At 48.0% G+C, this 13,460-nt stretch carries 8 protein-coding genes; 7 read left to right on the forward strand and 1 reads right to left on the reverse strand.

Annotated features, from left to right (window positions below; translation table 11 throughout):
- Window positions 1-218: 218 nt before the first annotated feature.
- A complete protein-coding gene (locus tag G7Y39_RS11195) occupies window positions 219-860 on the reverse strand; it encodes a SagB/ThcOx family dehydrogenase (RefSeq protein WP_165157548.1) in 642 nt (213 codons plus the stop codon).
- A 113-nt stretch (window positions 861-973) separates the two neighbouring features.
- On the opposite strand from G7Y39_RS11195, the gene G7Y39_RS11200 reads away from it, so the two are divergent.
- From G7Y39_RS11200 to G7Y39_RS11230, 7 genes are all read left to right on the forward strand, one after another.
- Window positions 974-2,728 (forward strand): DUF6057 family protein, encoded by a 1,755-nt coding sequence (locus G7Y39_RS11200; protein WP_165157549.1) that lies wholly within the window; start codon window positions 974-976, stop codon window positions 2,726-2,728.
- 4 nt (window positions 2,729-2,732) lie between these two features.
- Window positions 2,733-4,241 (forward strand): PD40 domain-containing protein, encoded by a 1,509-nt coding sequence (locus tag G7Y39_RS11205; RefSeq protein ID WP_165157550.1) that lies wholly within the window; start codon window positions 2,733-2,735, stop codon window positions 4,239-4,241.
- A gap of 39 nt (window positions 4,242-4,280) precedes the next feature.
- A complete protein-coding gene (locus tag G7Y39_RS11210; protein ID WP_165157551.1) occupies window positions 4,281-6,281 on the forward strand; it encodes a fructose-1,6-bisphosphatase in 2,001 nt (666 codons plus the stop codon).
- Between the two features lie 236 nt (window positions 6,282-6,517).
- Window positions 6,518-9,472 (forward strand): TonB-dependent receptor, encoded by a 2,955-nt coding sequence (locus tag G7Y39_RS11215; protein ID WP_165157552.1) that lies wholly within the window; start codon window positions 6,518-6,520, stop codon window positions 9,470-9,472.
- 18 nt (window positions 9,473-9,490) lie between these two features.
- Window positions 9,491-11,038, forward strand: coding sequence for a RagB/SusD family nutrient uptake outer membrane protein (locus G7Y39_RS11220; protein WP_165157553.1), 1,548 nt, complete (start codon window positions 9,491-9,493; stop codon window positions 11,036-11,038).
- A gap of 148 nt (window positions 11,039-11,186) precedes the next feature.
- The gene (locus tag G7Y39_RS11225; RefSeq protein WP_165157554.1) at window positions 11,187-12,221 is read left to right on the forward strand and encodes an iron ABC transporter permease; all 1,035 of its coding nucleotides are present in this window, start codon (window positions 11,187-11,189) and stop codon (window positions 12,219-12,221) included.
- 5 nt (window positions 12,222-12,226) lie between these two features.
- A complete protein-coding gene (locus tag G7Y39_RS11230) occupies window positions 12,227-13,237 on the forward strand; it encodes an ABC transporter ATP-binding protein (protein WP_165157555.1) in 1,011 nt (336 codons plus the stop codon).
- Window positions 13,238-13,460 lie beyond the last annotated feature (223 nt).

Here is a 13,460-nt window from a genome sequence, read left to right on the forward strand (position 1 = left end):
AAAGTGTGGCAGCATCTCAATGAGTTTCGAGTCGTATCTCAGTGACTTTCGAGTCGTATCTCAATGACTTTTGAGTCGTGTCTCCGTGGATTTATTTGTCGCTGGATATTACTGCCTATAAGCGCGAGGGTGAATACCTCCTGATTATCCGGTAGGCCTCGCGGCGGTAGTGGCATAGACCCATGCCACTACTGCCGCGAGGCGATGGGGTACTCCTGTTATTTGGCGTAACCTACCGGATGGTTGATCATCGGGATTTGGGAGTCGGATAGCTTCAATACTTTTTTCAAGGCATCAGCCTCCATGCTGCCTCGGGGAACTGTTACCAAGCCGCATCCGGAACAGAACAAGGCGATATTCTGAGAGACCAGCCCGGCGTCTAGCGCCCCAAAACGCTCACGTAATTGCGGTGTACCTACATTGCCGAATTTGGAGATATCGGAAACCATCAATAGGCAAACGGGAGCTGAGTTCACGGAGGTTTGCTTTCCTCCGATCAATGGACGGTGGTCGCCTTCCGCTACCGGGTTCAGTTGATGGGCTTTCGGATCATATAGATAAGCACCCTCTTCCATCAATACGTAAACATCCACGTCTTGTTTGTTCATGGCGGAAGCGGCTGTGCGTTTTCCGTCCTCACGATTGATCCCAATGGCGGCCCACAGCAAATCGGAAAGATCTTGTTGGCTGAGTTTCTTGTTGGCGAACTCACGCTCGGAGTGACGATCTGCCAAGGCTCTCATCACTGAAGCGCCTCTGTTCTTGCTGGGAGCACTCAACTTAATGGCTTTTAAGCCCTGGGCCTGCAGATTCGTCAAACCCAGAATCAAAGTGGCTAATACACAAAAGATAGTTTTCATAACATTGTTTATTAAAGAATTACGAACGCAAAAATAATAATAATATTTAAAATAGATACTTTTGCCGTCTTCTATATACTTTCTATCTTTACGGTCCGAAAAACAGTTGAAGAATGAAGTACGGACGATTTGTTAACAATAATACCCTGATACTATTCCTTTTCATCGTAGGTAGTTTCCTATTCGTAGAGTTGAATTTTCGGTATTGGTATCGTTTTCTGGAGCAGTATATGATGTTTCAGACTACCGGTAGTTATTTCCAAGACCGGTTGGCCGAACCAGGTGGATTGAATGAGTATGTAACCGAGTTCTTTTCGCTCGCGTTTATCCGCCCTTATGGGGCTTCGGTAGTGATCGCTTTATTATTAGGGTTGATCTCCGGTTGTTTTTTCCTTTACCTAAAAGCTTGCGGGGTACAGGCCTCTATGTTGGCGGCGATTCTTCCCTCTTTTTTAATTTGGATCTATCCGCAGGAGTCGATCGCCTTGCTCGTGATGCTCGCTTTCGTGCAGGTTCTCGCGTGTGTGTATACTTCAGTCGAGAGGGATTGGGCGCGTTATCTCTTGGGCTTCTTGTTTTTAGGAGCCTCTTATTTTTTCGCGGCTCCCGCTAATTTGTTGCTGGCTTTATGGATCGCGGTTTATGAGTGTCTCGTTAAAGAGGATAAGACTCGTTTTGGAGTGGCCCTGATCGCTATCGCTTGGGCGGGATTACTGCCGTTGATCGCCATGCGCACGGTTTATATCCTTCCGATGCGGGAAGCGTTTTTCAGCAAGCATCTATGCCATCCTGAATATCCGATATCTGTCTCTTTGGGATATATAGCGCTTGCATATCCTTTGACCGCTTTCGGGCTTTATTGCGTAAGGAACCGGGTGTTTATCCGTAGGGAATCTTGGAAACGAATCGTTTCTTGCGCTTTCCTTTTGATCGTGATGGTCGCCGGGATTCTCTATAAGAAAGATCCGATGGAGCAGGCCTATCGGTACGATTATCATGCACGGCGGGGCGAATGGCAAGAGATCGTCTCACATGCCCGCACGCATTCGGTCCGGGATATGGATGCCTTGATTTATCTGAACCTGGCTTTGTCGAAAACCGGACGTTTTACTTCCGATTTGATGCGTTTCCCCCAGATTGGCGAGGGTGGTTTTATCCCGCACGATCCGAAGAGCCGGATGGGATTGATCGAGGCGAGCGAGGTGGCTTGGCAAGTCGGGCAAGTGAACGCCGCCCAACGCTTCGCCTTTGTGGGGGTATTAAGCTCGCAGCGTTGCGTGCAACCTCGTTTGATGAAGCGCTTGGTGGAGACTTATCTGGTAACCGGTGAATACCGTGCGGCGGAGAAATACATCAAGATACTGGAGTCGAACCCGCATTACCGGGATTGGGCGACCGCTCAGCGTCCATTATTGGATTCCGTGGCTTGCGCGTCGGTAGATTGGATAGCGGCAAAACGGGCGATGCTCCCGATTACCGATAATCCCTTGGACCTAACAAAGGCATTTCCGAACGCTTTGGCTTTCCTGATCGACGACCATGCCGATAACCGTCCGGCTTTCGAATATGGGATGGGGTATCTTTTGGTTTACAAGGATTTGATGGCTTTTATGCATTATATGGAGCGGATGAAAGAACGGGGTGAGGCATTCCCGGTACTTTATCAAGAGGCTATTTGCTTGTTCTTCTCGGCTGTACAGAAAGATCCGGAGGCGTTCCGGAGCTTCCCGGTCAGTCCGGAGGTACGGAACCGCTTCCTGCGATTCATGAAAGTGGCACGCTCTATGCCGCCGGCGGCCTTGAGGCAACAGTTTGGCGACACCTATTATTATTACGCTCAATTTATCCCGACTCCTAAACGACAATAATTGCATGGATAATACAAAGAAAAGAAAGATCGTCCGAAATTTCGTGATCGGATACCTGATGATACAAGCGCTTGCTATAGCCGTATATTTGGGCTTCGGACCTTTACATCCGGAAGGCGTTACGAATGTCACGAACGAATGTACGTCCCCGCCTCCTATTTTCCCGGATTATAAAGGGACGACGATACCTTATAACATAGCCCCGTTAAATTTCCGGATAAATGTACCTGCGGATGAATGCTACGCGAGAATAGAAGGCAGCGAGTCGGGAATACTTGAGTATTACGGGACAAGTACGATCCGTTTTAAGAGGAAGGATTGGGTCCGCTTGACACGTGCGAACCGCGGGAAAGCCTTTCGGGTTACGATCGCCACGAAGATGGGTGATGAATGGACCCGATGGGCGCCATTCTCTATCTACATCAGTGATCAGCCGATCGACTCCCATCTAGTATACCGCTTAATTGAGCCGGGATATGAGAAATGGCATATCGTGGGCATCTACCAGCGGAATTTGGAGTCGTTTGATGAACAGCCGATTATCCGTAACGATATGACCGGCTACAACTGTATAAACTGCCATTCGTTCTGTATGGGGGATCCGGGGCAGATGCTGTTCCATATGCGTGCGGCGAATGGGGGAACTTATATTGTCCAAGATATGAAAATCAGTAAATTGAGTACGAAAACGGATGGAACGATCAGTAATATGACATATCCTTTCTGGCATCCGTCTGGACGCTATATCACCACTTCGGTAAATGACATCAAACAGTTTTTTCACTCCGTGAAAGAGAAAAAGATGGAAGTGTTCGACTTGGAGTCCGATGTAGTCGTGTATGATGTGAAAAACAAAGAAATCCTTTCGAAGGCTTCTTTGATTACAAAAGAGGCTTTCGAGACTTTCCCCGCATTCTCTCCGGATGGCAAATGGCTCTATTTCTGTACGGCTCCGGCCCGGAAGATGCCGGATAATTATGATAAGGTACGTTATAATCTCTGTCGTGTGGCGTTCGATCCGGATCGTGGAGAGGTCGGCCTCCCGATCGATACGTTGGTACACGCGGATAGCTTGAGCTATACATTTCCCCGTATCTCACCCGATGGACGTTTCTTGATGTACACGGAAACCGCTTATGGGCAGTTCCCTGTTTGGCACCCGGACGCTGAGATCCGGATGATGGATTTGAAGGATCGGACAGCGGTGGATATGTCCGTGTTGAATAGCCCGGATACGGATAGCTATCATTCTTGGAGTAGTAATAGTGATTGGATCGTATTTAGTAGCCGTCGGGACAACGGTTTATATACTTTACCCTATATTTGTCATATAGGGGAAGACGGTAAACCTTCGAAACCATTCTTATTGCCTCAAGAAGATCCGGATAAGTATGATTATCAGTTGTATTCCTACAATATTCCGGAATTGGCGAAAGGCAAAGTAGGGATCAGCCCCTATGAGATCCAGCAAGCAGCCACGAAAAATAAACCGGAGCAGGTTCGGTTTAAATAACCGGATCTATTTATATTCGCGTATAAATAAGAGACTAAGATGACAAAAGATATTATAGCCGAATCTGTGCAAAACGATTTACGGTATTTGCAATTGTTGGCACGGAGTTTCCCGACGATCGCGGATGCCAGTACGGAGATCATTAACCTGGAAGCGATCTTGAACCTGCCGAAGGGGACGGAGCACTTCTTGAGCGATTTGCATGGCGAGGATCAAGCCTTTAGCCATGTGCTGAGAAACGCTTCCGGCGCCGTAAAGCGCAAGGTGAATGAGATTTTCAGCAATACGCTCCGGGAATCTGAGAAGAAGGAGCTTTGTTCCTTGATTTATTATCCGGAGGACAAGCTGGAACTGATCAAGAGCCAAGAGCAAGATCTGGAGGATTGGTATCAAGTGACCTTGAACCAATTGGTACGTGTTTGCCGGAATGTGTCTTCCAAATACACCCGTTCGAAAGTACGTAAGGCTTTGCCCAAGGAGTTCTCCTATATTATTCAGGAGTTATTGCACGAGTCTTCCGTAGAACCGAATAAGTCCGCTTATGTGGATCAGATTATCTGCACGATCATCTCCACGGGACGTGCGGACGATTTCATTATCGCTATGTGTAACTTGATCCAACGGCTGACAATCGATCTGTTACATATCATCGGCGATATTTACGATCGGGGTCCGGGCGCTCATCTGATCATGGATATCCTTTGCGATTATCATAATTTCGATATTCAATGGGGCAATCATGATGTCTTGTGGATGGGAGCCGCCTCGGGCAATCTGGTAAGTATCGCCAACGTGATCCGTATGTGTTTACGCTTTGGAAATCTGGCTACCTTGGAGGATGGATATGGCATCAATCTTTTGCCGTTGGCCACTTTCGCTATGGAGGCGTATGGCGATGATCCTTGTGCGCTATTCATGCCGAAAACAAAGTACGCCGATAACGTGATGGATGAGAAAACCACCCGCTTGATCGCCCAGATGCATAAGGCGATCACGATTATCCAGTTTAAGCTGGAGGGAGAGATCATCCGCCGTCGTCCGGAATTTGAGATGGACGACCGGATGTTATTGCACCATATCGACCTGAAGCGGGGAGTGGTTCATATCAATGGAAAGGAGTATACGCTTAAAGATACCAACTGGCCTACTTTAGACCCGAGAGACCCGTATCGCCTCTCGATCGAGGAGGAGGATTTGATCCGGAAGATCTTGCATTCTTTCGAGAGTAGCGAGAAGATGAAAAAGCATATGCGTTGTTTTTTCCGGCATGGGGGGATGTATCAGGTTTGTAATTCCAATTTATTGTTTCACGCCTCTATTCCGATGAACCCGGATGGGACGTTCAAGTCCGTTCGTATCTTGGGGCAGGAATACAAAGGACGTGCCTTATTGGATCGTGTGGACCAGTTGATCCGTACGGCTTATTTTAAGACCGGGGAACAGGAAGAGGTGGAATACGCCCACGATTATATTTGGTACTTATGGGGCGGCAAGGATTCCCCTCTGTTCGATAAGAGCAAGATGGCGACCTTTGAACGTGCCTTCATCGAGGAGCCCGAGACCCATAAAGAGGAGAAAGGGGCTTATTATTCCTTGCGCGAGCAGGAGGAAATCTGCGATAGGATATTGGATGAGTTCGGAGTGGCGGGTATGCACCGGCATATCATTAACGGGCATGTCCCGGTTCGCTCCAATCAAGGCGAGAACCCGATCAAGGCGAATGGAAAGATGTTGGTGATAGATGGTGGCTTCTCTCGTCCGTACCATTTGGAAACCGGTATCGCCGGCTATACATTAGTCTATCATTCCCGCGGTTTCCAGCTCGTGCAGCACGAACCCTTCGAATCTCGGGCGAAAGCGATCGAGGAAGGTTTGGATATCAAATCCACGACGATCGTGGTAGAACTCAGTTCCCATCGGCAGATGGTGAGAGATACGGATAAAGGAGTAGACCTTCAATGCCAGATCAAGGATCTGGAGAAGCTCCTTTACGCTTATCGGAATGGTATCATAAAGGAGAGGGAGAGGTTAGAGCGGTAGTTCCTTGACCGATAGGGTACCGGAATACTGTAGCGATCTCCTAATGTCCAGACGCTAAATGGCATACTTCATGACGTTCGTCTGGCGCCACAGCCAGTCAGAACCGTAGTTCGTCCAGAACTACACGATTTTTTACACTAAAATGGTTTTATTTAAAAAAAACAGTTATATTCGCATCGGAAATTCTCAATTGTGTTTGTTAATTCAATGATTGTTAATCTTAAAATTAAGTAATTATGCAACGAAAGAAAACTTTTGATTCTTTCAAACGCTGTAAGGTGGCGATACTTTCAGTGTTGATGTCTCTTTGCATGACAGCGGCCTTCGCCCAATCTGGCGCTGTCAAAGGAAAAGTTCTGGACGAACTAGGTGAACCCATTATCGGCGCGAACATCGTCGAGAAAGGAACCACCAACGGTACCATCACCGACATGGACGGTAACTACAGCCTTACCGTAAATGACTTGAAAAAGGCTGTGCTCCATGCATCCTTCATCGGTTACAACACGGTAGAAGAGAGCGTGAAGGGACGTAGTACGGTAGATATCAAGCTGTCTCCCTCCGTAGTGAACCTGGGCGAGGTCGTAGCCATCGGTTACGGTACGCAGACCCGTAAAGAGATCACGGGATCCGTGGCGAATATCACGGAGAAGGATTTCAACCAAGGTGTCACGCGCGAGGCCTCCGACCTGTTGCAAGGTAAGGTAGCCGGCTTGAACATCGCGTCTGGCTCAGGCGACGTATCCTCAAGCCCGCAGATTCGCTTGCGCGGTACCTCCACGTTGCAGAACGACAAGGGTCCGATGATCGTGATTGATGGAATACCCGGTGGCGACATGTCCACGGTGGCTCCTTCCGATATCGAGTCCATCTCCGTGTTGAAAGACGCCTCCTCGGCTGCTATCTACGGTTCCCGTTCCGCCGGAGGTGTGATCTTGATCACGACCAAGAGAGGCTCCGGGTCGAAGACGCAAGTGAACTACGACGGTTATGTTGCCCTTTCCTCGTTGGCAAACAAGCCTGATTTATTAACGGCCGACGAGTGGCGCTCCTACGCTGCTTCCGTAGGACAGTCTGAACAGGCCAAGCAGTTCGACCAGTACGGGGCAAGCACCGACTGGTTTGATGAGATTTCCCGTACGGGCTTCTCCCAGAATCACTCTTTGTCGTTGTCCGGAGGCACCTCTAAGAGCAACTACCGTGCGTCTGTGAACTACTTGAAGAACTCCGGTGTCATTCGCGACAATGAGATGGAACGTTTCAACTTCCGTTTCCAGTTCCAGCAACGCGCTATCAATGACCGCTTGCGTATCGGTTTGACAGGAGCGGCTACCGTATTGGATTACAATCCTACCTACGGGTACAATTTCGTGCTGGCATACAACATGCTGCCCGTATTCCCGGTGAAGATGTCGGACGGAAGCTGGTACGAGAACGTGGGCTACGACTTGGGTAACCCGGTTCATAACATCGAGGCCAACACACGCGAGAACAAGACAAATAGCTACTATGGCGTAGGCGATATCCAATTCTCGATCATTGACGGGCTGGACATCAAGGCCAACCTCTACAAGAGCCGCCGCATGAACGAGTACTCGCAATACTACGACTCCACGACTGATGCCGGCCGTGATGATGGCGGATACGCCTACAAGAGAAACCAGACATACGACAAGGACATGATGGAGTGGACCTTGAACTATGACAAGACTTTCAACGACGTTCACAAAGTGAACGGTTTGCTGGGTTACTCATGGGAGGAGAATACCTTCTCCGAGTTCACGGCCGCCAACCGTAGCTTCACGACGGATATGCTTGGCGCTAATAAGTTGCAAGCCGGACAAGACTTGCGTCCGGACGACGTGACCTCGCAAAAGAACGAGTATCGTCTGATCTCTATGTTCGCCCGCGCCCATTATAGCTATGCGGAGCGTTATATGATTACAGCTACCGTGCGCCGTGATGGTTCCTCCAAGTTCGGTGCCAATCATAAGTGGGGTATCTTCCCGTCCGTATCAGCGGCTTGGGGTATTTCCCAGGAGGCGTTCATGCAGGATGTGGATTGGGTTAGTGACTTGAAGTTACGCGCCGGCTGGGGTGTGACGGGTAACCAAGATGGCTTGACACCATACAAGACCCTGGAGCTTTATGGCGCCAGCGACAAGTATTACGACTCCGGCAGCTGGATGACCGGCTATAAGATCAACCAGAATGCGAACCCTGACTTGAAGTGGGAGCAGACTTCCATGTTGAATGTCGGCTTGGACTTCCAATTGTTCAACGGTCGCCTGGGTGGTACGGTTGAGTGGTACGACAAGCGGACAAAGGACATGCTTTATACCTATACGGTTCCCTCTCCTCCCTACTTGTACCGCTCGATGATGGCTAACGTGGGTGACATGAAGAACACGGGTGTCGAGCTATTATTGAACTTCGACGCGATCCGTACGAAAGACTTCTCTTGGAACACGACCTTGAATATGTCCCATAACAAGAACGAGGTTACCAGCTTATCGAATGACGACTTTACCACGACCCGTATCTATGCCGGCGACGCATGGATCCGCGGTAGCTCCGGCGGAACGACTCACGTAGTAGAAGAGGGCCGCCCGATCGGTCAGTTCTACGGATGGAGATGCGATGGCATCGACGCTGATGGGAAATACATATTGTATGACAAAACAGGTGATGGGCAAATCTCCGAGGATGATCGTGACTATATAGGTGATGCCCAGCCCGATTTGATGTTCGGTTGGACGAACTCGTTCCGCTATAAAGCATTTGATTTCTCATTCTTCTTCCGTGGAAGCATTGGACAAAAGGTATTGAACCATGTGCGTATGGCATACGCTCAGCCGGGTTATTTGATCGGATCCAACGCTTTGGATGATCCATTGACTTATCAATTGAAAGAGGTTCCGAAGTACTGCTCGCTTTATATAGAGGATGCGTCTTTTGTAAGATTGGATAATATCACTTTGGGATATACGTTCAACACGAAGAAACTGAACTGGCTGGATAAGGCCCGTATCTATGTGACCGGACAGAATTTGTTCGTGATCACGGGTTACAAGGGTTTGGATCCCGAGACGAATATGGGTCGTAACAACGGTTTGGCACCGGGTGTCGAAGATCGTGAGTTCTACCCGAAAGCCAGAACATTCACGTTTGGCGTAAACCTTACTTTCTAATATTTAAATTAAAAAAGGATGAAAAGTACAATTATATCAAAATGGTTACTGGGAGCGGCACTCGTTTGCGGCGCTCCGGCTTGTACAGATTTGGATGAAACGGTATACGATACAATACCTTCTGATCAATTCGGTGAGACACAAGCGCAGATCAACTCGATTATCGCTCCGGTTTACAGTGAGTTGAAAGGTATATGGCCCGGTGATTTCTTCTGCTTGGTGGAAGAGGCTTCCGATATGGCGATCTCTCCGACACGTATCGGTGGAGACTGGTGGGACGGTGGTTATCACATGGAAATGCAACGCCGTAACTGGACAGTCATGAATAACCTCGTTAACAACAGCTGGAACGAGTGTATGGATGGTATCGCCACCTGTAATATGGTGTACCACTTGGTCGAGCAGAATGCGTCTATGAGCGACGAACTGAAACAAAGGACGTTTAGTGAGATCCGTGGCGTACGTGCGTTTTGGGTGTATTTGTTGGTCGACCTATTTGGCAACGCACCTTTGGCGACAGATTTCGGGTCGACTGAGATGCCTGCCGTGACTTCTCGTGCGGATCTTTTCAAGTTCGTCATTTCTGAGCTGAATGAGATAAAAGAAACGCTTCCTGCCGAAGCGAACGCCTCTACTTATGGTAAGTTCACGCAAGGCGCGGCTTATACGTTGCTGGCTAAGATGTATCTGAACGCACAGGAATGGATTGGCCAATCCATGTGGAGCGAGGCAGCCGAGGCTTGTGACAAGGTGATGTCGCTGGGATATATCCTTGAGCCGGACTGGAAGACGAACTTCAATCCGAGCAACCATGTTTCCGGTGAGGCTATCTTCGCGATACCTTTCAGCAAGACAATCGGTGGTAATTATATCCACAACCGTACGTTGCACTACAAGGATCCCATCGCTTTAGGCTTTTCGAAAGGAGTTTGGAATGGTATGTCCGCTCAACCGGATTACGTAAAAGAGTTTGATACGGAAGATCCCCGTTATGAAGGTTCCTTCTTGCTCGGCCCGATGATTGACCCTGCGACAGGAAGCGTGTTGATTACCGATCATGGACGTGAATTGATCCATACGGTTGATTTCAACATGATGAGCGTTGAGAAATACGATGGCATTTGGGGTGAGGTTCAACAAGAGGAAGGTGCCCGTTGTAACAAATGGACATTTGAAGCCGGTATGAATAACACGGATATGGAAAACGACTTCCATATCTTCCGCTTAGCGGATGTATACTTGATGAAAGCCGAGGCTTTGGTACGTATGGGCAAGGATATCGCGGAGGCGACCCGCTTGGTTAACGCTATTCGTGAGCGTGCGTACGGAAACTCCAATCACAATTATGAGACGGTAGACCTTGATAAGGTCTATCAAGAACGCAGGTACGAGTTGGCATGGGAAATGGTCAGCCGTCAAGACATGATCCGTTTTGGCAAATTTAATGCGCCGGGTTACTTGCGTCCGGAAGCAACTCCGGAATATCGCAAATTATTCCCTATACCTTATAAGGCATGGCAAAGTAACGATAAGCTGGTACAGAACCCGGGGTATCCCGCATTCTAATAAATTTTAAATAAATTTTAAACCAAGGGCTAGATGCAATCTCAGGAAAGCACCTAGCCCATTTTGTATGGCCTTAGACAATTATTGCCATGAAAAAGTGTTTCTGTATCCGGTGTAGAATCCCACGGTTTTTATCTAAATTCGCGCCATGAACAAACAAGCGCTGCTTTTTTATCCGTTAGTAGGGGTGGTCCTTTTGGTGCTTTTTGTAGGGGGGCTGGCGTATGGAGCCGTACCAATTCCTTTGGATCACGTGGTGGATATTTTGCTGGGAAAGGGATCTGATAAGATCGCGTGGCAGAATATTGTGTTGCAATCTCGTTTACCTCAGGCTATAACCGCATTGTTGGCTGGGGCTTCCTTGGCTACCAGTGGATTGTTACTACAGACATTGTTCCGGAATCCGTTGGCGGGACCTTCCATATTGGGAATTAGTGATGGGGCTAATCTTGGAGTAGCCGCCATCATGCTTTATTTTGGTGGTACATTGGGGCAGTTCACGGATTGGCCGGTCAGCGGATATATGGCGGTAATCCTCGCGGCCTTCGTAGGAGCTTGCGTGATACTGGGGCTGATTATCTGTTTTTCGGCAAAAGTGAAGAATAATGTCATGCTCCTGATTATCGGTATCATGATTGGTTATCTGGCTTCTTCGGTTATTTCTATCTTGAATTATTATTCATCCACAGATCGGGTACATGCGTTCGTGATGTGGGGACTCGGTAACTTTTCCGGTGTATCCTTGGAACAATTACCTTTCTTCGGGTCTTGTGCGTTAACCGGGCTGCTGTTGGCGATCTTGCTAATCAAACCTTTGAATGCCTTATTGTTGGGAGAAATGTATGCCGCTAATTTAGGTATCCGGATCAAACGAACGCGAATTGTGATCCTTTTGTGTACGGGAATATTAACGGCTACGACTACTGCTTTTTGCGGACCCATTTCCTTTATCGGACTGGCGGTTCCGCATATCGCCCGGTTGATGTTAGGTTCTTCCAATCATAAGCTGTTGGTACCGGTTACGATACTGACAGGTTCTTGTGTCGCCCTTCTATGTAATATGCTGATGGTGATACCGGGCAGTAATACAATCTTGCCATTGAACGCGGTTACTCCTATGCTTGGGGCGCCTGTTATTATTTATGTGATCGTGAACCGGAAAAATATTCAATATTTTAATTAATGGTTATGGAACGGACCCCTGTGATAAAGACAAGTGATTTAAGTATTGGGTATGTACTAAAGGGCGGACAGAGGAAGTGCGTGCATGATGCGTTGGATCTGGATCTATATCCGGGTGAGGTGACTTGCCTTCTTGGATTAAATGGAGCGGGAAAGTCTACCTTATTGAGGACATTATGCGGTTTTCAACCTCCTTTGGGAGGAGAGATCGAGCTAATGGGGAAACCGTTGAACTCTTATTCGCAAGCTAATTTCTCACGGATGGTAGGAGTTGTCTTGACGGAGAAGACAAATGCCGGTGGAATAACGGTTTACGAGTTAGTTTCTTTAGGAAGGCATCCTTATACCGGCTTTTTCGGCCAATTGAGGAAGGAAGATCGCAGGATTATCGAGGAATCGCTGGCCGCCGCGGGTATTATTCATAAGGCTCATAATTATGTATCGGAACTTAGTGATGGCGAGCGTCAGAAAGCCATGATTGCCAAAGCGCTGGCACAGCAATGCCCCATCATATTGTTGGATGAGCCAACGGCCTTTCTGGATGTGACAAGCCGGATAGAGACGATGGTCTTGTTACATAAATTAGCGGTAGAGCAGCAAAAAGCGATTCTGTTATCGACGCATGATCTTGATTTGGCGATCCAGTTGGGAGACTGTCTATGGTTGCAGGAGAAAAGTCGCCCGATGGCATGTGGAACGCCGGAGGACTTGATTATGGGAGGGGCTTTCGAGACTTTCTTTAGCAAGGAAGGAATCGTGTTTGACCCGAATACCGGGAAATTGAATACGGTGGCTCCAACAAGGCTTATTGGGGTTGAGGGAGATTTTATGACTTCTTATTGGGTTGGGAATGCCTTGATCCGGAATGGTTTTAAGCCTTCGTCGGTTAGCGAGGATTATATAAGTGTTTATTGCAATGCTCCGGATAGTCTGTGTATTCAGTTTCCCGCGGAAGAGAGCGCAAGAATCGTAGGAAGTGTGGCGGAGATGATCTCAATCATAATTCATAAATCCTAGATTATATATGTCAAATGATTCAAGTTTCGCAAGTGCTGATTTCCAGCGGTAGGGATATAAAAATCGACATGGACTCTTGCATAATTGCAAGAAAATGAGTAATTTTAAGGTGCAAAAACAAAAATAACTCAAGCCCATGTCGATACACAAAGTTACTCCTTTCCTCTCGGATATCAAAACATTTTTCAAGAATTCTGATATGACATCAGCTATGCAGAGCATA

Origin of the sequence: Parabacteroides sp. ZJ-118 (genome assembly GCF_011038785.1) — a bacterium.
Classification (GTDB): domain Bacteria; phylum Bacteroidota; class Bacteroidia; order Bacteroidales; family Tannerellaceae; genus Parabacteroides.